This is a genomic window from Pseudomonas sp. B21-035 (genome assembly GCF_024748945.1).
Classification (GTDB): domain Bacteria; phylum Pseudomonadota; class Gammaproteobacteria; order Pseudomonadales; family Pseudomonadaceae; genus Aquipseudomonas.
Genome location: NZ_CP087179.1, coordinates 3,037,712 through 3,062,977 on the forward strand (window position 1 = coordinate 3,037,712; position 25,266 = coordinate 3,062,977).

The window sequence follows — 25,266 nt, forward strand, 5'->3', positions numbered from 1 at the left end:
AATAATTTGCGTGTCTTCCCACGCCGCCCACCAAAGACGATCAGCGAGACCGACGCCCTTATGCATCGGTCTCGCTGATCCGGTCTCGCGCCACCCAAGAAGCGTACACGGCATGGGTGCGCGGGCTGCCGGTGTTATTCCGTAGCACTGTACTACCGGCTTATCAGTGTCCAGGCCTTCCCGAAGGCTGCCCTGGCTGCAGTGAATTTAAGTGGCTGGTGAGATATCGAAGTAGTAGTCCTTCCCTTCCTCGAAATGCTCGGCGCGATCAGCGGCCACGTTCACGACGTATTCGCCGTACGGGGTGTACTTTCCGTAGATCGCGTCTTCTTCAGCTGGATTGGCAGACCACACGGCACCGAAGTGCAGGCGCGTCAGTGATTCCGACGAGCCCTGAACAGGCCCTTTGGAGCGGAGTGTCATTTTGCAGCGGGTGGTATGCGACATCGTTAGATCCTCTTGTTTCGAATGAGCAGGAGGTTCTTTCCGGTCTTTCGCCTGCATTTGGACAGCCCTGGAAAAGTTGCAGCGCACACACGCTACAATCCAGAGAAAATTAAACTGAGGTAGATGACCATGCAGCCGACCCCTAACTCCGTGTGCAGATCCTGCAGGCAGCCGAGCTCTAGATATCCAAATGATGATTGCTTAGCGGATATTGGCAGCGGCAAGCGCTGCAGGGCCGCACTTCACACCATAGGCCCGGATGATCTCCACCGGTGCACGCGATGCTGTGGAACGGGTCGCGAGGGGAAACTAATCTGCCCTGCATGCGCAGGATTCGGCGAAGAATACCGATATTGAATGCAAAAACCCGGCTCAATGGCCGGGTTCTTTTAGCGATCTTCGCCAAAGGCGAAATTATCACGATGGGGAAACTATGCCACCAGCCGCACGGGAACGCAATAGGCCCTCAAGCGGCACTCTTCATTTCGTAAATTGCGGCCGCTATTGGACTCAATGCCATCTTGTCCACATCCTCGCAGCAGCCGAACGCTAGGCGCACGAACCCACCCCAGTCGCGCTCCCAATTAGCCGACTCCAGCTTTACGCCGTAGTGGGCATCCAACCAAGCCCGAAACCCCTCCGGCGACGCCAGCGGATCGTCATTGGCCGACTGACCGCCTTGGTGCATGTACCGGTACCGGGTCATTACGCCCTTCACCACATACTCGAGCTTTTCGCGCTTGGCGGCGGTCATGCGCGGCGACTTGCTCTGCACCAGGTTGAAGATCACCTCTTCGGCTGTCTCCCGGGTGTCATCGTCCAGACGCGGGTTGTACATGAAGTTGCCAAAGGCACGGACCTGGCCGTGCAGCTTGCCGATCGCCGACTGCACCCGACCGGCCAGCGCCTGGTGCACTGCATGGCTCGCGCTGCGCTGCTTGTCAGTGGTCTGCACCATGGCGCCCAGTAGGCCCAGTTGTTCGATGAAGGAGCCCTGGCTATCCCAGGCCGTGTACAGGCAGTCGTGCCATGCTTGGCGAGCGCTGTTCAGCTGCATGGGCCGCCCTCCTCGCGCTTGCGCTTCATTGCGATCAACTGGCCGCGCCCGAGGCACCAGGTGGATGCAATAACCATAACCAGCAGCAACATGCCGGCCGTATCAATGATTGTCCATGTCATGCTGCAGCCTCCTTCAGCTGTTTGATCTTTGCCCGGTACTCGGCCTTGATGGCCTTCAGGTCGTCGATGGTGTGCTTGCAGGCCTGATGAGGCCCTTCCAACCAGGCCACCCGGTCGGCACCGATGCGCTGTACCAATCGGATGCGGTACTCGACTGCGTTGCCGGACAGGTTGCGATTGCACTTCACGCATTGGCGGTGCACGTTGAGCGGCTCGAAGCGCAGCTCCGGGCAGGCGCCCACAGATCGGTAGTGGCCGGCGTCCCAGCGGCTGCCGGTGATCAGGTCGTGATCGCTGGGCAGCGAGTCGCAGCTGATGCACGGCAGGTGCTGGTCGCGCAGGCGGATGTAAGTGTTGAACTCGGCCTGGGCCTCGCGCATGTAGTCGCCGCGGGTCTTGAGCTTCTCCTTGCGAACCTTGATCTCGCGGCGCTTGCGCTGGTTGATAGCCTTGTGGGCCTTTTCCCGATGACGCGGGGCATCAAGTGCCGCACAGGCCGGACTGCATACAGCCTGCCCCATGCGTGAAGGGACGAATGAGACCCCACACGATGCGACACAGCATTTTTTCGGCTTGGGCAGCTTCCTTTCGATCGTCATGCGGCCTCCTGGCTCAGCAGGTCGTCGAAGACCACACCATGGGCGGTGAAGTCAGCAACGATACGGTTGGTGTAGGCGATGCCCTGGGCGCGATTGAAGAGACTGGTTACCGGAAAACCGTCCGGCCCCAGCAGCTTGCAGTCGCCCATCAGGCCAAGCTTCTCTTCGTAGTTGAGGTGCTTAGTGGTTCGGTACCAGGCCGCTCGGTAGTCCTCATCCTCGTTGATTAGGATCTGTACGCCGTGGTGTAGCTTGCAGTACTTGCGAGCCTCCGATGCGTCACCGATCTGGGTCATCTCGGCAATGCGCTTGTAGAAAGCGAACCACAGGGCGTTCTGGTCCAACGTGCGGTCCTTGCCCGGGCGCAGGCTCACTACCACGAACTTCTTGTCGCGGTACATGGTGGTCAGGCAGGTGATGGCCTCCGAGAGCTTGGCCTGGCAGTTGACGCTGATACGGTCAGCCATGGGCCACCTCCAGGTGAAGTTTCTCTGCTGCGCGCACCCTGTCAGTAAGCTGGCCGATCTCTTCGATCAGGCCGAGCGCCGCCTCCTCCACAGTCAGCTCACCGAGAAACTCGTCCAGAGCATCAAGGCGCAGGTGCAGATCCTGGTCGCCGGCCTTCCAGGCGCCTACCACTGCCCACAGCAGGGGCTGGAGCTTTGCTTTGTCGATATTCATCAGAATCCTTCCTTCGATTGCGCCGCGGCGATTGCCTCGCGGGCCTTACGCTTGCGCAGATACGTATTGACCCGATCGGCTTGAGCCTTCTTGCGCTTCTCGCGGTCCTGCCGGGCCTTAGCGGCCTCAACGATTGAGCGGACTTCAGCGAGCTTCTCGCGCAGCTTCGGGGATGCCTGGACGGTGCTGCCGGTGAGCAGCCCGGCGATGGCCTGGCCGTCTTCGGTGATTGGTGCGATGCGCAGATCGGCCAGGTACTTGGCGCCCGACTCTTGGGTGATCAGTTGCATACGCACAGCCGATTCGATGGCTGTCACTCGGCGAACCGGGTCGAAACCGAGGGAAACACTCCAGGCAGCTGGTTTCGCTTCAGCCCGCGCCCCGGCAACCATCCGTTCGTAAGCGCTCATGAACGCCATCCGGGCGCCGACCTTGTCGCCCAGCGCAAGCACCGGTTGCGCCGCGGCCATGGCCTGCTGAATCTCGGCAGTCATCACCACGGTCTCGCTTTCATCGCTGGCAGTCAGGGCAATGGACCACGCCTCATCCTTGCCAGGGCGACCGTCAGCGGCCTGCACTCGTTGCAGGATGTCCGCCATGGCGAGTTTTCCCTTCACCTCAAGCCGGCAGGCCTTCAGGGCGCCGCGGACGGTAGCCACTGGGTAAGCGCAGAGGTCCTCGGCCATCATCGCGGCAGTGCCTGGGTTCATTTCTTGCCCCATGGCCTCTGCCGTCGCGCAAATGGCAGCGGCCAACCCTGCTACTTGGGCATCGTTCATCTCACAGGTACTCATTGCGCTCCCCTGCCTGGCGCTTGGCCAGAACCAGTTGAGCCGCCTGTTCCGCTGCGGACAGGTTTGCCTCGGTGCGCTCCATCTGGCGCGCGGTTGTCCCGTTGACGCGCTGACCGGTCACCCATTGGGTGTGATAGCTCTCGGCATTCGCCAGCAGCTCGTTGAGGCTGTGGCACTTGCGCAGAACTGCCGCATCGCTGGTTTTCAGGTAGTGGGCGGCGACGTGGTGGGCGACGTCAGTACCGAGACGGTCGACCAGTTGGCCGAGCTGGCCACCGACCTTGGCGTTCCACACCGGCCAAGTGCTGTAGCGCTTGCGGTAGGCCATGGCGTAGTTCGCCCAGACTTTGAAAGTTTTGCAGGTCTGGTCTTTGGGGCCCGGCATGTCGGCAGGGATTACAACCCGGGGGGCATCGGTGCGATCAACAACCAGCACCAAGCCGCGGGACTGGTTCGGCTTGTCCGAGCCGTCCTGCAAGCTGTGACTGGTATCCTGATTGGTAACCTGATTATTGGTATCCTGATTTGTCGGAGATTTTTCCGACCCTGGCTCGGATTTTTTTCCGACCTTGCTCGGAGATTTTTCCGAGGTAGATCGGATTTTTTTCCGACCATTGGTTTGTGGTGGGGTCGGATATTTTTCCGACCCATCCTGCTTCTTGTTCCACTCAGCTGCCTTGTCGGTCAGGCGGAAAAGGGTGATGTTCGAAGTGCTGGAAAGCTCGATCAAACCGGCTTCTTCCAAGGCCTTCAGCATCCGATAGGCCGTGTCGGGCTTGTCGGTCAGCAAAGGCAACTCTTCCACGATCTTGGCCTTGCTCAGTGCAAAGAAGATCCCGTCATCCGTCTTCAACGCTTTTGCCCAGCTCGGGCAGCCGTAGACGAACGCGAACAGCAGCGCTTGCTGGGAGTTGAGCCCCCATTCGAGCGCCTTTGCCTGGTTGATCGTCACGGTGAACTGCATGTCAGATCCCGCCCAATCGGGACATCGCATACAGCGACAAAGTGCGCGCCACGTTTTCGCGGTTCGCATTTCGTGGCGCGAGATTCTGGGTATTGCTTGAAGCGATCTGGCTCTGCATAATCGGGCCTCTCTAGTTTTGCAAATGAGCCGACCTCGTACGTCGGCTTTTTTGTGCCTGCAAAAAGCCCCAAAGAGGGCCTCCCGCTTCCCACAATCAGCCCACATCGAGGGCCTTTTTGTGTCCCACCAGAGACAGGACTTGTGCTGGCCTTTTCATCCGCTCCATTTGGAGCTGGATTGCCAGCGACTGTCCTGCCCGGAGGTATTCCTGTGCGGTGTGTTCGAGACTCCATCCGAGCTCGGCACTCAACTGCCGGACTTCATCTTTCGCCTCGTCCTCCAACGCATCGAAAATTGATTCGTGCATTGGGCCTCCAAAGGCCCGTTAGGCCGACTTATCCTGTTCACCCAAGCCGTTCATCTCGCGAATGAGTTCAGCTGCGCCCAGGCGGCGAGCCATGAGCGAAAGGTCATGGATGTAGGTAGCCAATTGCATGCCCGCGCGCTTCGCCTCCATGCGCAGATAACGCAAGTCCTCAGGCTTGTAGCGGAGCTTGCAAACTTCACTGCGCTTATGGGCGGGGTTGTCGTAGGCCATACAGGTGTTGCTCCTTGCGGTTGGAATGAGGTTGTGCGGATCGGTGGGGCGTATGACTAAGCCGCTTCGTCTTGCAGGTTGGCTTTCAAGGCGCCCTTGGTGATTCGCTCAATTTGGTACTGGCGCAACTCCGGCACCATTTCCCACTGACGGACAGCCTCGTACGTAACGCCGAGGGCCTTGGCCAGCGAGGAAATGGAGCCGAAATGCTTGATTGCTTGCGACTTGGTCATACCGACCTCCTTTGCTCATACACATATTCAAGCATGCTTGTATTTTTAAAACAAGCATGCTTGACAAGCACTCTTGTAGATTGCCCTCATGAAAATCACTGATCGAATTACGAAACTCGTAGTCGCGAGGAAGCCCGCTATTGGGGTTCGGAGCGTTAAACGAGACATAGCCACCACTTGCGGCATCAGCTATGAGGCTGTGCGTCAGTGGTTTGCCGGCGACACCGAGAACATCAAGAACGAAAACCTGGTCGCGCTTGCGGACGGCTATGACACGACAGTCGATTGGTTGCTATCCGGGAAGGGAGAGCCGCCGCGTCGTAAAGAAGCACCGAACCTAGAATCGGAAGACCAAGAGACGAAGTCATCCGCAGATCTCGTTCAACAGATGCTTGCCAAGCATGGAAAGAATCTTTCTGAAGACGCGCGCCGAATGATCGCAAGCGCGGTTGAGGAAACAGCGGCCGAGCTGAAGGCCGGGAACGTTGTCACTGTCGACTTTTCACGGCCTGGGCTTGTCGGGGATGAGGTGTGGATTGCCCACTATGATGTGAGTGGCGCCATGGGTGATGGCGAGGTGACTCACGACTTTCCGGAGATGCTGCAAGACATTCGGGTTAGCCCTAGGCACCTACGAGAACTGGGCGTCGAGTTCAAAGAGCATTATCACCTCAAGCTGATCACAGGCCGGGGGCAGTCGATGGCCCCTACCATCAAAAACCGTGACCCCTTAATCGTGGATGTGAGCATCCGTGAATTTGAGGGTGATGGGATCTACTTTTTCTCGCACCAGGGGCACCAGTACATCAAGCGCCTGCAGAAGAAAGGTCGCGACTATTTCAAGATGGTTTCGGACAACACCAATCATCCGCCCGAAAACATCCGCGTCGATGAGACCTACATTCAGGCCCGGGTACTGTTGGTCTGGAACGCTCATCTGGTGTAGCCATGCCCCTGACCAAGCCCAACCAAGAGCTGCACCGCGATCTGAAAGAAGCAGCTGCTGCCCTCAAGTGGTCGGGCGTGGATCTGTTCGTTTTTGCCAAGAAATTGCTTGCTGCCGGCGATGAAGACGGAACAAACGAGCTGATGCAGATTGCTCTGCGCTTCCAGGATGTCGAGGACAAGCTGGAGGGGTATGCCGAAGAGGTGAAGGCGGGCCGAGTGAAAAGGACAAAGGAATGAGCCCGGGCAAGCCCAACCAAGAGCTGCGCCGAGACCTCCAGCATACTCTGACTGCCCTCAGAATAAAGCCCGCCTCGGCGGGCTTTTTCATGCCTGATTGCGAGCGCTTGAAGGCGGGATGACTGTAGTGGTCTCGCTTGGAAAGATCGAGACTCGCCTTGATCGCATCGAGAAAAACATGGTGCCCAAGGGCCAGATAGCGCTGCGGGTGCTTTCGGCCTAGTGGAGGTAGTCGGCTCGACGGTGGGCGGCACCTGGTGCATGGTTCATGCAATATCTCGCCCCAATCCTAAGATCTCTTCCCAGCTAAAACAAAAGAACCCTTATACAGCCCGGCCCAGCGCCGGGATTGCTGTTTCTGCTGATCCCCTGCTCTGCTATCGTGTCGCCCTCAGATCGCAATGGAAGCATCAAGGAATGGAATCATGGAAGACCCTAGCGATTGTCTTTATGGCATCGATCAGCGCTGGCGCTGTAGCGTTTGAAGTCAAGAACCCCGTAGAGAGAACCCTGACAGTCACCACCATGGTTCCAACGATGATCCTCGGTGGAACCACAGCATTCACAGTCTACGGCCCCTCGATGATGATAAAGGCGAAGGACGACGCCCTCGCATTCATTGGCTCAGAAGGTGAAATTCGCGGCGCTCAGTTTGAGCAGGCAGTTCGGTACTATCATTCAGCCTACAGTCCGCCACATATGACTGATGACCAATTAGCCCTAGCAATCGTCACAACTTTCTGAATCTTCCCCTTCGTATTTACATACAAGCCAGGCTCAGTCTGGGCTTCTAACTGATGCTCTCTCTTAACCTGGACGGCTAACCCCATAACTGACTACTCCAGTCATGAGAGCTCGCGTCGGCGAGCTTTTTACTGCCTGCTACGCTTTCCTCAGCACCTTAGAGGAATCAACATGGCCGCACTTCCAGATGATCCGACACCTGCCCTGCTCAGCCGGCTGAATCAAAACATCAATGCTTTGGGCGCAGCTATTGAAGAAATCGGGATTTGGATCGACCAGCGAGGCTCCACTGAGACATACCATCGTGTCAGTGAGCACCTTGAAGTGCTATCAGAAAACAGCGATGCCATTGCCGAATTGCTGGTCGACTTGATCGCCAGGTGGAGTCCGGAAGAATCTGGGGATCCAGAGGATTGAGAAAGCTGGCGAACTGATATCGCTTGGCTACACTAAAATCAGCTGACGGATCAGCACCCCGTGTGGAAAAGCAGCCCGCCTTGTGCGGGCTCTTTCATACCTTCACGAAATTTTCACCCCGGCGCAGGCATGGTGAATTCTCATCCGTGGAACACTTAGCCCGCCCTCCCCCAGGCGGGCTTTTCTTTGCCTGCGTTATGGCTCAGGTCCGTAAACGTCCGGCGAACTCACCTATTTGAAGGACGCTCTGACTCGTTTGCCAACACATCGTGCGACTGATATAAGCCTGCTTCTGCCGCACTGCTGGACGCCGGATTTAGCTTCCTAACCAAGCTAATGTTTTGCCTTTGTGATGGATAACTTAAAGGAAGGAATATGACGTTGCATCAGGATTTTAAAGTTTTGCTGTTTTCTTATGGCACCTTGCAGGACAAGGCCGTTCAGGTAGCCAACTTTGGCCGAGAGCTAGTTGGGCAGCCTGATCGCATGGCCGGCTACAAAGAGTCCTACGTTGAAATTACTGATCCAGAGGTGCTTGCCACTAGCGGGAAAACACACCATCCGATTGTCATCCCTAGTGCAAACCCTGAGGAAACTGTTTCAGGCATGGTCTTCCAGATCACCCCACAAGAGCTACGTGCAGCGGATGCCTACGAGGTTTCCGACTACAAGCGTGTTGCAGTGGGGCTTGTCTCCGGGTTGACAGCATGGGTGTATGTAAAAGCCTAACAAATTCAAGAAATTCGTTGGCGCATAGTGAGTCCAGCATTCCCGGTGAACTCGACCGCTTAAGCAGTCGGCACCTAACACCGGAATGCTGGGATTTGCAATTTGTTGTCTCGGAACGCTTACGTAGAGCGGGCCTTTCTTCGCTTGCGTGATGGCGCTGGGCCGGGGTGGTTGGATGGGCGACCCGATAAGGAGATCAAAATTGGAACCTTCCGAGAAGCAATGCCCCTACTGTGCCGAGACGATCAAGGCTGAAGCCATTCGCTGCAAACATTGCCAAGCAGATCTGAGCCAGAAGATCGTCCTCCCGCCTGGCTTCGTTGACAAGCCAAAAGGAATGGGCGTCCTGGCCAAGATCTCAATTACGGCTGTCGCGCTGCTTGTGGCGTTCCTGGGATTCGGTGCCTACGTTGGCAGCACCCCCGAAGGCAAGGCAAAGTCCGAGGCGCGAGCTGCGATTGATCTTTGCCGCGACCGGGAATCTTCCTATTCGGGACCTGCCAATGCGCGCAGCATAATTAGTGGAGCATGTCAGATGCTTGAAGATGACTTCCGTCGCAAATTCGGACACGCGCCGTAAGCCTCTCAACTAAGACAGAAGCCCGCCATTGAGCGGGCCTTTTTGTTGGCTGTCAGAAAGGCGCCGCCTCCTCCACTTCTTCTTCCCAATCCTTCGAAATCACCAGGTCATCACGATCCTCGGAGTTCTGCTTCTCCCACTTGACTGTCACGCTTCCGTCGTCATTGAAGGTTAGGTCCAACTCTGGCGTTTCGGAAAGCAGCCCCATCACCTCCTCCCATTCTAAATCCCCATCTGTGTCGAGCCGATGGATCGTCACCCAGCGCTGCAACTGCGCGATCGGGTGATTGATCATTGACGACACTCTCAGGCCCAGCCGCTCCAAGCCGGTCATCTCCTGTCGAGCCTGTAGTGCTTCCTTCTTCTGCTGCTTGGCCATTTTCTCCCTCTCTGCGGACACTGGATAAGCATACAGTACAAAAAAGAAACACAAGCTTGCTTGCATTCAATAAGCAACCATGCTTTTATTTGTGCAAGCCGACTTGCATTAGAAACACAAGCAGCCGGCAGAGGGCCTCAAGCGGCCCTGCTCTTTAGCGACACACCTTGCCGGATCGACACCGGCCCAGATTCAAAGGCAGCGATGGACAGGCCTTAACAGTCCAGAGGGGTGGCAACTGCCCCGGGCGTGCAGCGTAAAGCGCCAAGAACAGTTATCCGGCGGACCAGGGTCGCGGTCGGAGGAACAACGAGCGATGTAAGTCCAGGCTGCCGCCAGTAGCGAGCCTGGACACTGACCAATCAGTCGCCTCATGCACGAGGTGATGGAAAGCGTCACTAAATCTGTTGGAAAGGGACATAAACAGTCTCCTTTCCCGCAAGCGTGACCGATTTCACTGGCTGGCCTTGGCGACAGGGCCAGACGGGAAATCAACCCGGAGCCACAAGCATGGAAATCTCATTGACCCACTACCAGCTCAAGGCCTTGCTCGAGATGAGCGAGTCCAGCGGCGACCCGGAATGCTACGACACGATCGTCATCAAGATGGGCGAGGACAAGGCACATAGCGGTCCCGGCCTGTATGCCTGGTTCCAAGAGTGCCCCGAAGAAGGCGCCAGCTTCCTCGGCGAGGACGAGGAAGACGACGCACGAGCCGCCAAGATCGCCGACGAACGCGAAGCCGCCGCCGGAGAGTAGGACAACCAGCGCCACGTCAGCCTGACGTTAACTGCCCGATGCCCTGCTCCCCATCGCAGGCTGCATCGGTGATGTGACTTGGAGTTTGTCTCGGTGGATCAGGGGTGCCCTGCGTGCGGGGTGCGGCCAGTTAGGTAGCGCTGCCGAAGCTGGCGTAAGTCTTTGGGGTTCGAATCCCCGCCAAGTCACATCACCGATGCACCTTTCTTCATCCGCGTTCGGCTTGAATCGGAACCCAGTAGCAGTGATGCCAGGCCCCGCTACCGGCTGCAAGGCTGGTCAGGCGATTCTACGGAAGCGCGGGTATCAGGCTTAGCCATAGGCGCTGGCAGGTGTCAGCAAGCCGAATCATCGATGCAGATCGCATCACCGCAGGCGAATCCGGGGCCTTCCCGGTCAGACCAGATGCTTCCCGGGCAGCGCCGGGCGCCTGCATCCCCTTCCCTTCACTTACGACCGCATCGGCAGGTGCCAGGCCAGTCTCAAGGCTGGGTTTGGTCACCCGCGCCTGGTTCCTGACCAATGCGGCCGCACAATCCAACTGGAGACGACCATGGGCGCACTTCGCAAAGCTCAATTTGAGTACGACAACCGGCAGGCGCCTCCAGTGGTTGATGCCCGCGACTCTGCCCGCCAAACATGGCTTGAAGAAGCCGGCGAGCAACTGGCCCGGGGTAGCGATATCAAGGTGCAGCGCCGCATGCGTGTACCGCGCATTGTTACCTTCGCCGAGTTCAAGACCCACATTCAGCTGCTCTTGCTGAAGCGCTGGGAGGATGGCGAGGATAAAGGCGACTGGCTGGCAGAGATCGTCATTCAGGCGGCCTTTGGTGAGCCTTGCAGGACCACGGCAGCGAGCCTGCTGGGCGACGACAAGCCGGATCAGCACCTGATTGACCTGGCCGCAGAGTTCCTCGAGCCGCTGGCTGATGACGCGCTGATCGCCCAGGCCGAGGACGCTGAGTTATGAGCCCGCATATCGCCATAGACCGTGCCCTGGACGACCTTGAGCAATCGGGGTCGAGGCTGCAGGAAACCCTCACCGAATCCCTGATCGTCCGCCACTTCACTGCTGGCGGCATCGACGCCGACGAGTTCAAACACTACTGCGAGCGCGTTCGCCGGGTTGCCGAGCGGCGCAAGGAGGTTGCATGAGCACTGCACCGGTTAAATCGCTCATCGATGAGCAGGTTGAGGAAGTCATGGCTGCGCAAGTCCGCGGAACCGTTCGGTTCCCAGTCGGCATGCGCGTTGCGGATCTGCCCTACCCGATCAAGGCTGACTGGCTGAAGCGCCGGCCGATTGCCAGGCCGAGGTCATGCCCATGACCTGCTACCAGCGCGCCAAGCGCATCGCCTTCTGGCGTGGGTCTGCTCTCACCCTCTTCCTTTGCACCGCCTGGATGCTTGCAAGCGCATTCGCCGGGAAGGTCACTCAGTAACTCTTCAAACCTACAGCGCTGCTCAAAGCTGCGCATGGAGCTATCAATGTCCAGTACCAACATGCGCATCTGGGACCAGGTCGACACCACCGACCCCAGCGCCACAAAGAACTTCACGGGCATGGGCGGCTTCAAGGGCACCGCCATCAAACCAACCTACCTGATGCGCAAGGCGACCGAAGTGTTCGGTCCTTGTGGTGAAGGCTGGGGCTGGACGGTACTTGAGGATCGGTTCGACGAAGGTGGTCCACTCCAGGCTCCGACAAAAGAGTGGCCGGATGCCCCTCGCATTAACGCCAAGCTGCACACTTTGAAGATTGAGCTCTGGTATCTGGGCAAGGACGGCCAGAAGTGCACGGTGCAGCATTACGGGCACACACCTTTCGTACTGCTTCAACAAGGCAAAATCATCACCGATTGGGAGGCGGCGAAAAAGTCCCTCACTGACGCCATCGGCAAATGCCTCCAACCCCTCGGATTTGCCGCCGATATTCATATGGGCATGTTTGATGACGCCGCATATGTCGAAACGGTTCGTAGCGAGGTTGCTATCGAGAAGGCTGAAGACAAGGCCGCCGAGGAAGAGCGTCAGAAGCAAGAAAGGCTGGAATGGCTCAAAACTGCCGTTGAAACCATGAGCGGCGCAGTATCCATGCATGAGCTAAAAACGCTCAACACACGATACGTCAAAAGCGCAGTGGCTCGTAATGAAACGGCATTCTTGCGGCGCCTTGCCGAAGCTTTCGATGAGCGCAAGGCCATTCTGGAAGCGAACCTCGCCAGCAAGGGAGCCGCAGCATGAGCACCCTTTACGAATTGACCGGCCAGTTCCAGGAGCTTGCCGTTCTGATGGATGGCGCCGACGAAGATATGGCGATAGCTGTTCGCGACACCATGGGCGCGATCGAAGCCGAGTTCAACGACAAGGCGTTGGCAGTAAGCCGGATCATCCTGAACATGGATGGAGACATCGAAGCTGTTGATGCGGAAATCAATCGTCTTCAAGAGCGCAAACGGATCATGTCTAACCGCAAGGGCCAGATCATTGACTTCCTGCGCGAGAACATGGAGGCGGCAAACATAACGAAGATCAGTTGCCCTCTTTTCACTATCACCCTGGCCAAAGGTCGCGAGTCGGTAATCATCGACGATGAAAAAGCTCTTCCCGATGACTTGGTTGACTCAAGGGTGACGACTGTCCCCGACAAGAAAGCCATTTCCGACCGCATTAAATCTGGGCAGGTCGTGAAAGGCGCTCACATCGAGCGAGGCAAGTCCTCGATCCGCATCAAATAAGAGATAGCTCATGCCAACACTTACCGATATCGGCCGCCTGGGCCGCGACGCTGAACTGCGCTACACGCCTGAAGGGAATGCCGTCTGCAACCTGGCCCTGGCCTGCGAATATGGCCGCAAAGGCCAAGATGGCAAGCGCCCCACTCAGTGGGTCGACGCCACGCTCTGGGGCAAGCAGGCCGAAGCCATGGCGCCCTACCTGCTCAAGGGCCAGCAACTGCACTTCACCATCGACGACGCCCACGTCGAGACCTACACCAAGGCCGACCACTCCCAGGGAGTGAAGCTCACCGGCCGAGTGATCATCATCAAGTTCGCCGGTAGCCCACCTCAACAGGCGCAGCAGGGAACCCAGCAGCAACAGCCTCGGCCCCAGCAGCAGCGCCAGCAGAGCCGCCCGCAGGCCCAGCCGCAGAACCAGCAAGGCGCCCCGGGCCCGGACTACGACAGCTTCGACGACGACATCCCCTTCGCCCCGCTGCATCACCTGTCTGGGGCGTAGCCATGAAGGCTCGACGGTTCCGCCTCATCTACCCCACGGCCTACTACCAGGGCCGGGCCTGCCGCCAAGACGGAAAGTGCCGCCTCTCCCAGCCCTACGGAAACATGACCGTAGACGGCGGGTGGTGGCTTGCAGGCTGGCACGACGCCGATATGGAACTCACGCATGAAACTCAAACGAATGGCCCTGCAGCGCCACCAGCACCGGGCACAAGCTCACTTGCCGCCTAGCGGATTGAAGGAGGTGGTGTATGGCGATGACGCCGCAGGAGCGCGACGAGAAGCGCAAGAAGAAGGAGGCCAAGGCCGGTATCGAAGATCTGCGGATGAAAGCCGGACGAGGCACCCGCCAGGCCCTGGCTGAAATCATGGAATGGGCCGAAGTTGAGGAAAACGGCGAGGCCATGACCCTGCTGATCCACCGTATCCATGAATTAGGGCCTGAAGCGGCCCGCCACTTCCTCAGTGCTCCGCGCCACGAAATCACGCTTTCCAGTTCCGTGGTGCGCAGGCTCGACCAGTTCCGCCTGAGCCGCGAACTTCGCGCGCCCGGCCTGGAACTCGGCGACGACCCGGACGACACAGGCCTGCTGTTGCTCGCCGACCTGGCCTGACTACAGCGCAAACAATCAATTCACCATGCCGCATCCGGCCACGGAGGGCGGCGAATGCATGGAGTACCGCAATGCAAGTCGAGACCTCGACAGTCACCAAGCTGCTGATCACAGGCGTCGATGGACTGGACCCGATCAGCGTCTACCTGGAAGACTTTGCGCCCTGCAAGGGCAAGATCACCGTCAGCTGCTTCGACAAGACCTGGCACGCCCAATGGGGAGGCATGTGGGATGGCCTGACGGTAGGCCAGTTCTTCTGCAAGCTGAACGAGGCCTACATCATCGGCTACTTCGACCGCTCGCTGAAGTCACGCCGATTCAGCGCAGAGGCTTTGGCCAGCAAGGCACGCAAGATCATCCTGCAGATGCGTCGTGACCGCGACCTGGATGCCGAGGATGCGCGAGACCTGTTCGACGAAGCCGAGGACTTAAGCCACACCTCATCCCTGGACGAATGCGGCGGTGCACACCGCGAGTTTATGCGCCAGGTGTTTGGTGATGAGTGGTGGATTCTGCCGGCTGATGCCGAAGAGCCGAACCCAGACTGGGCCCACCTCTGCCGCATCATCGCGGCAGTGCAGCAGGCGCTGACCAAGCAATTCCCCATCCCGGCCTGATCAAGGAGCGATCCATGAGCAACTACAACTGCGACTACATTCGCCGCCACTACGACGTGCCAGCCGAGATCGGGCGCCGTGTAATCGCGAACGGCGAGCCCGGCGTGATCATCGCCGACCGCGGCCATTACATCGGCGTAATCCTCGACAGCGACCCGAAGAAGCGCATCCGCAATTACCACCCAACCTGGGAAATGCAGTACGGCGAGATGGCCGAGAAGCTGCCGCTGAAGCAGTTCGAGGTGCTCACCAACGGCATGTATGACTGGGATGACGTGAAGTACATGCTTGGCGACGCGCGCCATTACGTTCGGCGCGTATGGGCGGCCACTCGCAGCCAGGCCAAGTATCGGGCATACCAAGAGCTAGACGAGTGCTTCGAAGACGCCGCGGCAATGCTGACCTTCAAAGTCCGCACTGCCTGACCTTCCTGCGCTGCCAGCCAGCCAACGAAAATCAGATTTGATGATCCGGTAACGCGTAGTCAAATTTGTATGAGTGCTGCCCATCGGTGATCGTGATGACCATGCTACCAGTTAGCCCGGAAAGCTCGTCAGTACCGGAATCAGGTACGACGGTGATGGACTGAACGGGTGTCCCACGATTCATAGTCGAACTGTGTTGAAGTACGAAGCTACCGCTGCGACCGTGCAAGGTTCCATGCACAGTTTCCATAGCAACGTAGCCGGCAGAACCTTGAACACTGCTGCGGAAGGACAGCATCTCACCTTGACTGGTGGCTTCAAGCTCACCATGAAATCGCTTGTCTAGAGACATTCGGCCAAGGCCAGTTCCTTTAGCGGTGCTGCTTAAGAGCTCCGGATTGAGTGTGATTTCAAACGGCCCGTTGGCTGTGTGATTCATTTCAAGTTCCTTTTGATCCAGCCCCATGCCGGTCCCCCGTAATACCCCATCCCAACCCTAATTTCCACCATGCCGCATCCAGCCATGGAGGGCGGCGCATGCATGGAGAAAGCCATGAACGATGAACAACGCCACCAGGAATGGATTGCTCAGCGCAAAGCCGAAGAGGCCAAGCGCCGTGAGCGCGCTGCCGAGTGCCTGAAGGACCACCAGTACACCGTCCTGGCCGACACAGATCAGTTGAAGGCCTGGCGCTGCAAAGCTCCCGGCACCACCTGTTACGCCTTCGACATCCTCATCACCCGCTTCGGCATCGCCACTGTCGGCGACATCGACGGCCTGACTTTCAACGTTGGCCTTTCCTACGGCATCGAGTTCCTGGCCGGTGACGACATCGGCTACTACATCCACTCGAAGCTTGAAGGGCACTGCCGCGAGCGCGAGTTTGATGAAGACGCCTTCCGCGCGGCGCTGGTGACTGGCGTATGCAACCAGGTCTGCGAGCACATCGACGAGGACCAGTACAGCGACCTGCCCGAGTGGATGCGCAACGATGGCGGACGCCACGAGGCTGGGCGTTGGGACGAGCTTCGGAAGCTGGTCACAGAGCATCTCGCAGCCATCGAATATGGCGAGGACGGCCGCGACTTCTGGGACTCGCTGAATGATCGCCTGAGCGAGGCCGACGACATCAGCTACGTCGAGCAAGCCAGCATGTTCATGAGCGAGCACCACGAAGAACTTGGCCTGGGCTGCGACTACTGGGAAATCACCATCGACAAGCCGCGCGATAGCCTGATTAACCGGCTGTACCTGATCAACCATGCCGCCAAGGCGATCGTCGCCCAGCAGGCCGAAGCGAAAGCCGCCTGACCCTCCCGCGCTGCCCGCCAGCCCTTAAACGAAAACGCCGCCTGATGAGGCGGCGCTGACTGAAACGGACGTTACCAGGTCTTCGGCTCTGACTTCTTGTACGAGCCACCGGTCATGCACTTCTCAACCAGGTCTTCGCGAGCCTTATTGTCTGGGAGCGTTTTCAGGTAGTCAGGCTGACAGTGTTCGGTAGTCGGCTCGTAGGCGGCGGTGTCGACGGCGTCTTCTTTGCAGCCAGCCGAAATGGCTGCAGAGGCTGCTACGAGGGAAATAAAGAGGAGGGTTTTCAGAGACATGAGCTCATTCCGTTGAAGTGGCCGGGATTTATAGCAAACCTCGGCCCGCGTCGCAAAGACCACTCAGCGCTGCCCGCCAGCGCCCACAGGTCAGTTCAACTCCTCAATTACTTCCGCTCATACTTGAACTTGCCAAGCTCGATTTTGGTACCGGGCTGAGTGAGTCGGTAAATTCCATAGCCCACGGTCGCGGCCGCAGCGACAGACGCTGTGATCTTCGGGTTGGCAACAGCCACTCCAATCACGGCAGAGCCCGCTGCTGCAATAGCTTCTTTGTTCTGAATCGCCAGAGTTATCAGCGTAGCGGTACCGGCGCCTGCCGCTACAACGTCGGCGTCGATTGTTCGGCCTGACTTGTGATCAATGGTATCCGTCATCTGCTTTTCTCCTGGGCATTAGATTGCCAGCACATAAAACACTAGTCGGTGGATGCTGACTAGCGGCCCCACTATCTTTTTTGAATAAGCCACCCCGGCGAGGGCGGCGCATGCATGGAGAAAGCCATGAGCCAGTTCTACCTGCAGGACAGCCGCAGCCATGTCGGCGACGGCATGATGTTCTGGGCGAAGGAAGGCCGCGGCTACGTGACCAACCTGGATCATGCCGAGCTGTTCACCTTTGAGGAGGCATGCCGACACCGCGACACCGATATCCCTTGGCCGAAGGAGTACATCGATGCCAGGGCGCACTACGGCGTCGACTGCCAGCTGATGGATGACGATCGGCGCGTCGCTGGGCTCCAAGCCGGCACCAATGTCTACGTGCACGTGCCAGGCGACTGGAACGGGAACGATGTCTACTGGGTTAGCGAGCAACGCGGCAAGGTGACCGAGAACCTGCAGCAGGCTCTCAGCATGGATCTGGAAAACGCCCAGTTCACGTATGCCAACCACGCCGGCAAGGGCACACGAGTTTTCTGGCCTGCAGCCTACATCGAGGAGATCAGGCGGCGACTGGTGCATCGCCAGAACGTCGACCACAAGCTAGCCCTGCGCGTGGCAGGCATAAAGATGCCCAGGCCGCCCAAGGTCGCCAAGCGCCGCCAGCCGGCGCTCAATTGCCAGGGCTGCGGACGCTTCATCAGCTGGGATGGCCGGTTCCTGAATGACTGCCGCAACTGCGGCGCGAACAACTGCCCCTGACCCTCCGGCGCTGCCCGCCAGCGCCTCAGGAGCCTTCGCTTTTCACCTGGCAAATCCCATTGGCCCGGTTTTTCCCGGTATATGAGACATCAGGCGAGCCATCAGGGTTGATCGACAGCGAGATGGTCACACCGCTGCCCTTGGCTTCGAAGTAGTTCTCGTTGAACTTCTTCAGCTTGCCTTCCTTGCCATTGATGTAGATCGGGCCACCCTTGTCGGCGTGCACCTCGATGTTTCCTGGGCATGTGGCGTTCACCAGCGGAATACCAGCTTGGGCCGCGCCCGACGCCGCCAGCAAAGCACCTATCAGTAGTCGCTTCATCTCACACTCCTTAGTGGATTGACCTAGAGGGAAGCAATAACCCATTTCGGCGCTGCCCGCCAGCGCCTCCCCACTTCAACGAATCACGCCACCCCGGCGAGGCCGGTGGCTGCCTGGAGAACACCATGAGCACATTCGCAGTCTTCGGCATGACCGCCGACGTAGCGCTGGCCGAGGCCAGGAGAACTACCAAGACGACAAGGCCAGGCGGGAAAGCTGGCTGCCCCCCCCCTGGAAATGACGATCACCGAATGGAATGAAGCCGTCGACAAGCAGGTGGACAAAATCATGCGCGGCAAGAAGGTACGCCAGCTCAGCCCGGCGTTCGATGCGCCGCAGTTCGCCGAGCAGTTCGCCGAGCTGGCCCGCAAGACTGGCAACTGCCGAGACCTTCGGGTCAGGGCGAAATGCACCCTCACCGACGCCGAGGGGCAACCAGTCATCAACAAGAAAACGAAGGCTCCTCGAGTTGGCTGGGTGGACTACCAGCCAGAGATGACGCCGAAAGTCGCGTAGCCGAGGACCACTTATGCCCATCACCTACGGAAGCGTCTGCAGCGGCATTGAAGCTGCGACCGTGGCCTGGCACCCGCTGGGCTGGCAAGCAGCGTGGTACGCCGAAATCGAGCCATTCCCCTGCGCGGTACTGGCTCACCACTACCCGAACACGCCGAATCACGGCGACATGACCCGACTGGCCGCCATGGTGCTGGCCGGCAAGATCCCAGCGCCTGACGCCCTGGTCGGCGGAACTCCCTGCCAGGCCTTCAGTGTGGCCGGTATGCGCGAAGGTCTTGCCGATCCCCGCGGCGCCCTAACCATCAAATACGTGGAGCTCCTTGATGCAATTGACCATGTTCGAACCCTGCGAGGTGAGCCAGAGGCCGTCTGCGTCTGGGAAAACGTCCCCGGTGTCCTCTCCGACAAAGGTAACGCGTTTGGCTGCTTCCTCGGCGCCCTGGTGGGCGAATCCGAAGAACTCCAACCGCCAGGGGGTAAATGGAAGGACGCTGGTTGTGTGTATGGACCCACGCGAACAGTCGCATGGCGGATTCTGGATGCCCAATATTTCGGCCTGGCCCAACGACGCCGCCGTGTGTTCGTTGTCGCAAGTGCTCGAGCAGGGTTTGATCCCCTCGAAGTACTTTTTGAGCGCGAAGGCGTGCGCCGGGATACTCCGCCGCGCCGAAGCGAGGGGCAAGGACCTGCCTCAACAATTACGCGAAGCTTTAGCGGGAATGGCGGCATTCCAGCTGGAAACGACTGCCAGCCTCGCAACCTGATTTTTGGGGGCGGTGCCAACTGCCGGCAGACTGATGTGGCCACCGCTCTCAGCGCCCACCCTGGTGGTACACGGATGGATGCAGAAACCGAGACCTTTGTAGTTGCGGGCACCCTAAGCTCTAGGACCACTGCCGGTGGAGGGCTGGGCACAGACTTCGAGACCGCTGGCGGCCTTCAAGTGGTGACAGGGACACTACAAGCCAACGGCAAAGCTGCAGGCAGTGCTACCCAACAAGATGCCGAGAGCGGGATGCTGGTTATTCACGGCACCCAAGATCCCTGCACCCTAAGGGACCAGGCTCATACTTTGGGTAGAAACAGTGGGCGAGAAAATGCGGTGTTCGACCCAAACCAGATCACCAGCCCCGCAAACCGCAGCATTCCGGAGCCTGGTCTTTGCCATACCCTGCCGGCGGCGAGCAAAGCGCCTATCGCCTTCAGTTGCAAGGACCATGGCGCAGACGCTGGCCAGATCGCTCCAACCCTTAGGGCCATGGGCCATGGCGGCAGCCACCCCAACGCCGGTGGCCAGGTCGCGGTATGCATCACTGGCGAGATCACACACACGCTGAAGGCCGAGGGCTTCGACGCAAGCGAAGACGGCACTGGCCGTGGCCAGCCAATGGTCCAGGGGGGGCAGGTGTTCGCCGCCTGACACCACGCGAATGCGAATGGCTCCAGGGCTTCCCCGGCGACCACACGCTGATCCCTTATCGCGGCAAACCCGCCGACGAATGCCCAGACGGGCCACGCTACAAGGCGATCGGCAACAGCAAGGCGGTGTTTGTCGTCCGCTGGATTGGTCGGCGCATTCAGCAACAGCTTGATCACCTGCACCAATGAAACTATGTGGAGGATGAGTTGAACAATCGCATCCGCCAATTTGGTTAGTTGGACTAATTCTTCCATCTAGAGGCCTCCCGAGTAAGTCCAGAGAAACTATTTCCTCTGTTTCAGTGAGGGTTTCTGTTTGGAGTACATTTGCACCCCACCCCACTTAACCCCTCTCCCCTCTATTGAACAGCCGCGATATGGCGGCCAAGGAACACTCGTGTCCGAAAAAATTGAGTTGGACCTCGACGCGATCGAGGCCGCGGCCAAGGCTGCAACCCCGCAGAACTTCGACAGCGCCCAGGTCGCCGATACCGAAGAAGGCTGGATCGAATGCCCCGGGTGCGGCGGCGAGGGCTCCGTCGAGCTGACTGCCGACTACCTGAACTACGACGGCCAGGCGCTGGGCGTTCAGTTCTACGGGATCGGCGATCCACACGTCCATGCTGAGGCTCACTACCGGGAAGCCCGACCTGCCGTCGTGGTCGCGATGGTCGAAGAAATCCGCAATCTGCGCCGTGCGCTCGGCGGCATGCTGTTCGCTTTCGACGACGGCGTGGGCGAAGACTGGTCGCAGGGCGTGCTCGATTACGCCCGTCAGGTCACCCCGGCAGTCGAGTTCAAGCCATGACCCGCCTCGCCCTCTGTCTCCTGCTGCTGGCCACCGGCGCCAGCGCGGAACAACTGCCGCGAGCGGTCAGCGTATTCCACGATGACGAGCGCGGTGCCACCTGCTGGATCGCCAGCGCCGGCACGGGTATCGGCATCAGTTGCATCCCCGACAGCCAACTGCAGGCCGGCAACGAGCGCCAGCTCACCCCGCACGAAACACAACCCGAACCTACACCCGCTCTGGCGCCTGGGCGCTGGATTGATGAGGGGTATCATCTGTGAAATTGGAAAGCTATTTCTTGGGCTGAACTGGTGCTATGGCGGCAAGCAAGAGGCCGTTGTCGCTAGCTGGGCGCTGAAATGTGGCTACTGGCGCTGGGCAGTCTGGTGGCGTAAGCCAAAGAAGGCGCTGTGCCTCCCAGCCTTCGGCCCCTCTATGGCGGCTGGCACCAAGTACTACGTCGGCCATGGCCACTTCGGCGCATGGGCGAGGCTCCCGCTGCTTGGCTCCCTCTCCATTTCCACCCAACCACCCTATCCAGGTGAGATGGAGCCATGACCGACTTGATCGAAGTGAAGACAGCTGACTTGGTTGGCGAGCAACTGAACTGGTCGCTGGCAATTGCCACGGGCTTGAACCCGTCAGTGGCGCCAGCGCAGTACGGCGTCCCTGCTCGGGTGTTCATCCAGCAAGAAGGGATGTTCCCGGCGCGCTACAAACCAGCTGTTGATTGGCTGGTAGGCGGTCCACTGATCGAGAAGCACAACATCAGCCTGCATTGCCCGCAGAGCGTTGGCGACGTGTGGGCAGCCTGGATCACCGGTGGCGGCAGCGATATTGCCCAGGCTGGCGATTCAGCCCTACAGGCCGCGTGCCGCACCATCGTCGCCGCCAAAGTTGGACTGCTTGTCCAGGTGCCGAAGGAGCTGCAGCCATGATCCTCCTACCCATCGCCGCCCCGCTCTACATGGCCTACCTGATCTGGAAGGGGCCAAGGCCATGATCCCGCGCCAGGGCTTTCTCCGGCGCCAATTGGAATCTGCGCTGATCCTGCTGGCCGCCTGGATACTGGGTGGCCGCAACGTCACAAGGTCGCCAGTCGTCTCGCGCAAAGACAACAACGAGATGTTCGAGATGGACTTCGAGCTCCGCGCCATCGCCCGCCGCATCCGCAAGCAGTACCCCGAATAACCCCTCCCCACCTCTGCCGCCATGCGCGGCGTGGAGACAATCATGACCACCGAAACAGACGGTGACTTCGACAAGGTCACCGAACAGCGCATGGCCGATCTACTGGGATGCACAAAGCGAACCCTGGAGGGTCGGCGCCTGCGCGGAGTATTCCCCGAGGGCGTCTGGATGAAGCACCAGGGCCGAATCATCTATAGCAAGAAGAGGTATGACGAATGGCTGGAAAGCCAATGGATTTACCCCGAGGGGTCGAAGTCTTCCGCAACTCCCTCCGAATTCGTTTCACATGGGACGGTATCCGTCGATGCGAAACGCTCCCTTACCCCCCGACACAAAAAGGCATCAAGGCTGCATCCCAGCTTCGCGATCAGGTAGTTAGCTTTAACAAGCTTGGCCTTCTGGACCAGGACAAGTACGCAGAGCTTTTCCCGGGCTCGCAAACTGTCGCGGGTAGCAAGCCGACGTTTGGTGAGTACGCCCAGCTCTGGCTCGACAGCCGGGAGATTACGCCCGGCACTTACAACAACTACAAAAGCGCGCTGAACAATTACTGGATGCTCCACTTCGCGATGGTTCGTGTGGACCTGATCACCACCACCCAGGTTCGCAAGGTGGTGAGTTCAATCACCTGGAGATCGCCGGGGGTAAAGCGCAACGCCCTGGTGAAGCTGTCAACGATTCTGCGCTCAGCGGTGATCGACGGATTGATCAGCAGAAACCCTGCAGAGGCCCTGCAACTGCCCAAGCGCACCAAGAAAGAGATCGACCCGTTCACTTTAGAGGAGGCGAACCAGATTACTACTAGGCTCTACGAGCACCCGCACTGGCCAAGCCAGATCTACGCGGCGTTCTTCGAGTTCGTGTTCTTCAGCGGCGTACGCCTGTCGGAGGGCCTGGCGCTGCGCTGGGATGCTGTCGACTTGGAGAAGAAGGTTGCCCATGTGAAGCGCACTGTAGCGCTGGGAGAGGTAGTAGAGCGCACCAAAACCGGCAAAGATCGGTTCGTGCTACTCAACGAGAGGGCCTTGCATGCGCTCGAGTTTGCCAGGGAGTATGCCGAGCGACGCAGGAAAGGAAAGGGGCGGGTCACGGAGTCACCGTTCATTTTCCCGCCATCGAAGAACGCAGAGTACGTCCAGCAGACCTCCGATCTGCATCATCAGTGGCGGCCGGTGCTTAAAGAACTGGGGATTCGTTACCGTCCGCCATACAACTGTCGTCACACCTATGCGACAATATGCTTAATGTCTGGCCTCAACCCCGCATTTATCTCCCAACAGCTCGGCCACAGCGTGCAAATGCTGCTGTCGACGTATGCGCGTTGGATTAACTCAAGCTCCGACTGGAGCGAGCTGGAAAAGCTGCAAATTGGTATCAAATCGGTATCAGCCGCAATGCCAGCGACGTAAGCTATTGATAGGTAAGCCCTTTGATCTCCACCGCTAACATCACCATGCAGTTCGGCGCCAAGCCCTTGTTCGAGAACGTCTCGGTCAAGTTCAACAACGGCAACCGCTACGGCCTGATCGGCGCCAACGGCTGCGGCAAGTCGACCTTCATGAAAATCCTCGGCAACGATCTGGAGCCGTCCGCCGGCCAGGTCATGCTCGAGCCGAACGTGCGCCTGGGTAAATTGCGCCAGGATCAGTTCGCCTACGAAGAGTTCACCGTGATCGACACCGTGATCATGGGCCATGAAGAGCTGTGGAAGGTCAAGGCCGAGCGCGATCGTATCTATTCGCTGCCGGAAATGACCGAAGAAGACGGCATGGCCGTCGCCGAGCTGGAAACCGAGTTCGCCGAGATGGACGGCTACACCGCCGAATCCCGCGCCGGTGAGCTGCTGCTGGGCCTGGGTATCCCGCTGGAACAGCATTTCGGCCCGATGACCGAAGTCGCGCCAGGCTGGAAACTGCGTGTATTGCTGGCCCAGGCGCTGTTCTCGGACCCGGAAGTGTTGCTGCTCGACGAGCCAACCAACCACCTGGACATCAACACCATCCGCTGGCTGGAAAACATTCTCACGGCGCGTAACAGCACCATGATCATCATTTCCCACGACCGCCACTTCCTCAACAGCGTCTGCACCCACATGGCCGACCTGGACTACGGCGAACTGCGCCTGTTCCCGGGCAACTACGACGAGTACATGACCGCCGCGACCCAGTCGCGCGAGCAGCTGCTGTCGGACAACGCCAAGAAGAAGGCCCAGATCGCCGAACTGCAGACCTTCGTCAGCCGCTTCTCGGCCAACGCCTCGAAAGCCAAGCAGGCCACCTCGCGCGCCAAACAGATCGACAAGATCCAGCTGGCCGAGGTCAAGCCATCGAGCCGGGTCAGCCCGTTCATCCGCTTCGAGCAGACCAAAAAGCTGCACCGCCAGGCCGTGACCATCGAGAAGATGTCCAAGGGCTTCGACGGCAAGACCCTGTTCGAAAACTTCAGCTTCACCGTCGAAGCCGGCGAACGCGTAGCGATCATCGGCCCCAACGGTATCGGCAAGACTACCCTGCTGCGTACCCTGGTCGGTGAACTGAGCCCGGATGCCGGCGCGGTAAAGTGGACCGAAAGCGCGGAACTGGGCTACTACGCCCAGGACCACGCCCACGACTTCGAAGAGGACCTGAGCCTGTTCGACTGGATGGGCCAGTGGACTCAAGGCGAGCAGGTAATCCGTGGCACCCTGGGGCGCATGCTGTTCTCCAACGACGAGATCCTCAAGTCGGTCAAGGTGATCTCCGGTGGTGAGCAAGGCCGCATGCTGTTCGGCAAGCTGATCCTGCAAAAGCCCAACGTACTGGTGATGGACGAACCGACCAACCACCTGGACATGGAATCGATCGAGGCGCTCAACCTGGCGCTGGAGAACTACCCGGGCACGCTGATCTTCGTCAGCCACGACCGTGAGTTCGTATCGTCGCTGGCCACCCGCATCATCGAGCTGAGCCCGAGCGGTGTGGTGGACTTCAGCGGCACCTACGATGACTACCTGCGCAGCCAGGGTGTGGTGATCTGATCCAGATCTGATCGCGG

At 59.0% G+C, this 25,266-nt stretch carries 41 protein-coding genes and 1 pseudogene; 26 read left to right on the top strand and 16 right to left on the bottom strand.

The window, feature by feature from the left end; genetic code table 11:
* Positions 1–207: 207 nt before the first annotated feature.
* From LOY22_RS13845 to LOY22_RS13895, 11 genes are all read right to left on the bottom strand, one after another.
* Entirely contained in the window at positions 208–447 is a 240-nt protein-coding gene (locus LOY22_RS13845; protein WP_258593568.1) for a hypothetical protein, read from the bottom strand.
* A 466-nt stretch (positions 448–913) separates the two neighbouring features.
* Positions 914–1,504 carry a hypothetical protein gene (locus LOY22_RS13850; protein ID WP_258593569.1) on the bottom strand — a complete coding sequence of 197 codons (591 nt, stop codon included), beginning with the start codon at positions 1,502–1,504 and terminating at the stop codon, positions 914–916.
* Positions 1,495–1,626, bottom strand: coding sequence for a hypothetical protein (locus LOY22_RS13855; RefSeq protein ID WP_256326730.1), 132 nt, complete (start codon positions 1,624–1,626; stop codon positions 1,495–1,497). The genes LOY22_RS13850 and LOY22_RS13855 overlap by 10 nt, the downstream gene beginning before the upstream one ends.
* Positions 1,623–2,225: a recombination protein NinG gene (locus tag LOY22_RS13860; protein ID WP_258593572.1), complete on the bottom strand. Its 603-nt coding sequence runs from the start codon at positions 2,223–2,225 to the stop codon at positions 1,623–1,625. Before LOY22_RS13860 ends, LOY22_RS13855 begins: the two co-directional genes overlap by 4 nt.
* Positions 2,222–2,692: a hypothetical protein gene (locus LOY22_RS13865; RefSeq protein WP_258593574.1), complete on the bottom strand. Its 471-nt coding sequence runs from the start codon at positions 2,690–2,692 to the stop codon at positions 2,222–2,224. Before LOY22_RS13865 ends, LOY22_RS13860 begins: the two co-directional genes overlap by 4 nt.
* Positions 2,685–2,906, bottom strand: coding sequence for a hypothetical protein (locus LOY22_RS13870; RefSeq protein ID WP_258593576.1), 222 nt, complete (start codon positions 2,904–2,906; stop codon positions 2,685–2,687). Before LOY22_RS13870 ends, LOY22_RS13865 begins: the two co-directional genes overlap by 8 nt.
* Entirely contained in the window at positions 2,906–3,685 is a 780-nt protein-coding gene (locus tag LOY22_RS13875; protein WP_258593578.1) for a hypothetical protein, read from the bottom strand. The genes LOY22_RS13870 and LOY22_RS13875 overlap by 1 nt, the downstream gene beginning before the upstream one ends.
* 1 nt (position 3,686) lies before the next feature.
* Positions 3,687–4,664 carry a phage replication protein gene (locus LOY22_RS13880; RefSeq protein WP_258593579.1) on the bottom strand — a complete coding sequence of 326 codons (978 nt, stop codon included), beginning with the start codon at positions 4,662–4,664 and terminating at the stop codon, positions 3,687–3,689.
* A 214-nt stretch (positions 4,665–4,878) separates the two neighbouring features.
* Positions 4,879–5,091, bottom strand: a complete 213-nt coding sequence (locus tag LOY22_RS13885; protein ID WP_045194480.1) for a hypothetical protein — start codon at positions 5,089–5,091, stop codon at positions 4,879–4,881.
* A gap of 18 nt (positions 5,092–5,109) precedes the next feature.
* Entirely contained in the window at positions 5,110–5,322 is a 213-nt protein-coding gene (locus LOY22_RS13890; RefSeq protein WP_045194481.1) for a hypothetical protein, read from the bottom strand.
* A gap of 56 nt (positions 5,323–5,378) precedes the next feature.
* Complete coding sequence (locus tag LOY22_RS13895; RefSeq protein WP_258593582.1) at positions 5,379–5,555, bottom strand: Cro/CI family transcriptional regulator; 177 nt, start codon at positions 5,553–5,555, stop codon at positions 5,379–5,381.
* A gap of 88 nt (positions 5,556–5,643) precedes the next feature.
* Between LOY22_RS13895 and LOY22_RS13900 the strand changes: the two genes are divergently transcribed.
* From LOY22_RS13900 to LOY22_RS13925, 6 genes are all read left to right on the top strand, one after another.
* Positions 5,644–6,501, top strand: a complete 858-nt coding sequence (locus LOY22_RS13900; RefSeq protein ID WP_258593584.1) for an XRE family transcriptional regulator — start codon at positions 5,644–5,646, stop codon at positions 6,499–6,501.
* A gap of 2 nt (positions 6,502–6,503) precedes the next feature.
* Complete coding sequence (locus tag LOY22_RS13905) at positions 6,504–6,740, top strand: hypothetical protein (RefSeq protein ID WP_258593586.1); 237 nt, start codon at positions 6,504–6,506, stop codon at positions 6,738–6,740.
* 243 nt (positions 6,741–6,983) lie between these two features.
* Positions 6,984–7,484, top strand: coding sequence for a DUF2388 domain-containing protein (locus LOY22_RS13910; RefSeq protein WP_309475556.1), 501 nt, complete (start codon positions 6,984–6,986; stop codon positions 7,482–7,484).
* 171 nt (positions 7,485–7,655) lie between these two features.
* Positions 7,656–7,901: a hypothetical protein gene (locus LOY22_RS13915; RefSeq protein ID WP_258593588.1), complete on the top strand. Its 246-nt coding sequence runs from the start codon at positions 7,656–7,658 to the stop codon at positions 7,899–7,901.
* Positions 7,902–8,276: 375 nt separating this feature from the next.
* Entirely contained in the window at positions 8,277–8,630 is a 354-nt protein-coding gene (locus LOY22_RS13920) for a gamma-glutamylcyclotransferase family protein (RefSeq protein WP_258593590.1), read from the top strand.
* Positions 8,631–8,832: 202 nt separating this feature from the next.
* Positions 8,833–9,210 (top strand): hypothetical protein, encoded by a 378-nt coding sequence (locus LOY22_RS13925; RefSeq protein ID WP_258593592.1) that lies wholly within the window; start codon positions 8,833–8,835, stop codon positions 9,208–9,210.
* A gap of 52 nt (positions 9,211–9,262) precedes the next feature.
* On the opposite strand, the gene LOY22_RS13930 is transcribed toward LOY22_RS13925, so the two are convergent.
* Entirely contained in the window at positions 9,263–9,589 is a 327-nt protein-coding gene (locus LOY22_RS13930) for a DUF1654 domain-containing protein (protein ID WP_258593594.1), read from the bottom strand.
* A gap of 510 nt (positions 9,590–10,099) precedes the next feature.
* Here LOY22_RS13930 and LOY22_RS13935 point away from each other — a divergent pair.
* The 10 genes from LOY22_RS13935 (at position 10,100) to LOY22_RS13980 (ending at position 15,242) form a co-directional block, all read left to right on the top strand.
* Positions 10,100–10,348, top strand: a complete 249-nt coding sequence (locus tag LOY22_RS13935) for a hypothetical protein (protein ID WP_258593595.1) — start codon at positions 10,100–10,102, stop codon at positions 10,346–10,348.
* A 553-nt stretch (positions 10,349–10,901) separates the two neighbouring features.
* A complete protein-coding gene (locus LOY22_RS13940) occupies positions 10,902–11,318 on the top strand; it encodes a hypothetical protein (protein ID WP_258593596.1) in 417 nt (138 codons plus the stop codon).
* Positions 11,315–11,503: a hypothetical protein gene (locus tag LOY22_RS13945; RefSeq protein ID WP_258593597.1), complete on the top strand. Its 189-nt coding sequence runs from the start codon at positions 11,315–11,317 to the stop codon at positions 11,501–11,503. Before LOY22_RS13940 ends, LOY22_RS13945 begins: the two co-directional genes overlap by 4 nt.
* Positions 11,500–11,676 carry a hypothetical protein gene (locus tag LOY22_RS13950; RefSeq protein WP_258593598.1) on the top strand — a complete coding sequence of 59 codons (177 nt, stop codon included), beginning with the start codon at positions 11,500–11,502 and terminating at the stop codon, positions 11,674–11,676. The genes LOY22_RS13945 and LOY22_RS13950 overlap by 4 nt, the downstream gene beginning before the upstream one ends.
* A 159-nt stretch (positions 11,677–11,835) precedes the next feature.
* Complete coding sequence (locus tag LOY22_RS13955; RefSeq protein WP_258593599.1) at positions 11,836–12,591, top strand: hypothetical protein; 756 nt, start codon at positions 11,836–11,838, stop codon at positions 12,589–12,591.
* Positions 12,588–13,085, top strand: a complete 498-nt coding sequence (locus tag LOY22_RS13960) for a siphovirus Gp157 family protein (RefSeq protein ID WP_258593600.1) — start codon at positions 12,588–12,590, stop codon at positions 13,083–13,085. The genes LOY22_RS13955 and LOY22_RS13960 overlap by 4 nt, the downstream gene beginning before the upstream one ends.
* Before the next feature lie 10 nt (positions 13,086–13,095).
* On the top strand, positions 13,096–13,587 hold the full coding sequence (ssb, locus tag LOY22_RS13965) for a single-stranded DNA-binding protein (protein ID WP_195884210.1): 492 nt from the start codon (positions 13,096–13,098) through the stop codon (positions 13,585–13,587).
* Positions 13,588–13,837: 250 nt separating this feature from the next.
* The gene (locus LOY22_RS13970; RefSeq protein ID WP_195884211.1) at positions 13,838–14,200 is read left to right on the top strand and encodes a hypothetical protein; all 363 of its coding nucleotides are present in this window, start codon (positions 13,838–13,840) and stop codon (positions 14,198–14,200) included.
* Positions 14,201–14,271: 71 nt separating this feature from the next.
* Positions 14,272–14,817 carry a hypothetical protein gene (locus tag LOY22_RS13975; RefSeq protein ID WP_258593601.1) on the top strand — a complete coding sequence of 182 codons (546 nt, stop codon included), beginning with the start codon at positions 14,272–14,274 and terminating at the stop codon, positions 14,815–14,817.
* 14 nt (positions 14,818–14,831) lie between these two features.
* Positions 14,832–15,242, top strand: a complete 411-nt coding sequence (locus LOY22_RS13980; RefSeq protein ID WP_195884213.1) for a hypothetical protein — start codon at positions 14,832–14,834, stop codon at positions 15,240–15,242.
* A 31-nt stretch (positions 15,243–15,273) separates the two neighbouring features.
* On the opposite strand, the gene LOY22_RS13985 is transcribed toward LOY22_RS13980, so the two are convergent.
* Complete coding sequence (locus tag LOY22_RS13985) at positions 15,274–15,708, bottom strand: DUF3224 domain-containing protein (RefSeq protein ID WP_224793739.1); 435 nt, start codon at positions 15,706–15,708, stop codon at positions 15,274–15,276.
* Positions 15,709–15,795: 87 nt separating this feature from the next.
* On the opposite strand from LOY22_RS13985, the gene LOY22_RS13990 reads away from it, so the two are divergent.
* Positions 15,796–16,554, top strand: a complete 759-nt coding sequence (locus LOY22_RS13990) for a hypothetical protein (RefSeq protein WP_195884214.1) — start codon at positions 15,796–15,798, stop codon at positions 16,552–16,554.
* 71 nt (positions 16,555–16,625) lie between these two features.
* On the opposite strand, the gene trbK is transcribed toward LOY22_RS13990, so the two are convergent.
* Both trbK and LOY22_RS14000 read right to left on the bottom strand, forming a co-directional pair.
* Complete coding sequence (trbK, locus tag LOY22_RS13995; protein ID WP_258593604.1) at positions 16,626–16,850, bottom strand: entry exclusion lipoprotein TrbK; 225 nt, start codon at positions 16,848–16,850, stop codon at positions 16,626–16,628.
* 107 nt (positions 16,851–16,957) lie between these two features.
* On the bottom strand, positions 16,958–17,227 hold the full coding sequence (locus tag LOY22_RS14000; protein ID WP_258593606.1) for a hypothetical protein: 270 nt from the start codon (positions 17,225–17,227) through the stop codon (positions 16,958–16,960).
* A 126-nt stretch (positions 17,228–17,353) separates the two neighbouring features.
* Between LOY22_RS14000 and LOY22_RS14005 the strand changes: the two genes are divergently transcribed.
* A complete protein-coding gene (locus LOY22_RS14005) occupies positions 17,354–17,992 on the top strand; it encodes a hypothetical protein (RefSeq protein WP_258593607.1) in 639 nt (212 codons plus the stop codon).
* A 25-nt stretch (positions 17,993–18,017) separates the two neighbouring features.
* Here LOY22_RS14005 and LOY22_RS14010 read toward each other — a convergent pair whose 3' ends face one another.
* Positions 18,018–18,314, bottom strand: coding sequence for a hypothetical protein (locus LOY22_RS14010; RefSeq protein ID WP_195884218.1), 297 nt, complete (start codon positions 18,312–18,314; stop codon positions 18,018–18,020).
* Between the two features lie 237 nt (positions 18,315–18,551).
* Here LOY22_RS14010 and LOY22_RS14015 point away from each other — a divergent pair, with 237 nt between their 5' ends.
* The 8 genes and pseudogenes from LOY22_RS14015 to LOY22_RS14050 all read left to right on the top strand — a co-directional run bounded on the left by LOY22_RS14015 (position 18,552) and on the right by LOY22_RS14050 (position 25,249).
* Positions 18,552–18,830, top strand: coding sequence for a hypothetical protein (locus tag LOY22_RS14015; protein ID WP_258593608.1), 279 nt, complete (start codon positions 18,552–18,554; stop codon positions 18,828–18,830).
* Positions 18,831–18,843: 13 nt separating this feature from the next.
* A pseudogene (locus LOY22_RS14020) lies at positions 18,844–20,441 on the top strand (DNA cytosine methyltransferase).
* 208 nt (positions 20,442–20,649) lie between these two features.
* Positions 20,650–21,060 (top strand): hypothetical protein, encoded by a 411-nt coding sequence (locus LOY22_RS14025; protein WP_258593609.1) that lies wholly within the window; start codon positions 20,650–20,652, stop codon positions 21,058–21,060.
* Entirely contained in the window at positions 21,057–21,323 is a 267-nt protein-coding gene (locus tag LOY22_RS14030) for a hypothetical protein (protein ID WP_258593610.1), read from the top strand. The genes LOY22_RS14025 and LOY22_RS14030 overlap by 4 nt, the downstream gene beginning before the upstream one ends.
* A 273-nt stretch (positions 21,324–21,596) precedes the next feature.
* Positions 21,597–21,980: a DUF2591 domain-containing protein gene (locus LOY22_RS14035; RefSeq protein WP_258593611.1), complete on the top strand. Its 384-nt coding sequence runs from the start codon at positions 21,597–21,599 to the stop codon at positions 21,978–21,980.
* A 61-nt stretch (positions 21,981–22,041) separates the two neighbouring features.
* Positions 22,042–22,233 carry a hypothetical protein gene (locus LOY22_RS14040; protein ID WP_258593612.1) on the top strand — a complete coding sequence of 64 codons (192 nt, stop codon included), beginning with the start codon at positions 22,042–22,044 and terminating at the stop codon, positions 22,231–22,233.
* Between the two features lie 215 nt (positions 22,234–22,448).
* Positions 22,449–23,642, top strand: a complete 1,194-nt coding sequence (locus LOY22_RS14045) for a tyrosine-type recombinase/integrase (protein WP_093382369.1) — start codon at positions 22,449–22,451, stop codon at positions 23,640–23,642.
* A 20-nt stretch (positions 23,643–23,662) separates the two neighbouring features.
* Positions 23,663–25,249 carry an ABC-F family ATPase gene (locus LOY22_RS14050; RefSeq protein ID WP_010226270.1) on the top strand — a complete coding sequence of 529 codons (1,587 nt, stop codon included), beginning with the start codon at positions 23,663–23,665 and terminating at the stop codon, positions 25,247–25,249.
* The last annotated feature ends 17 nt before the right edge of the window (positions 25,250–25,266 follow it).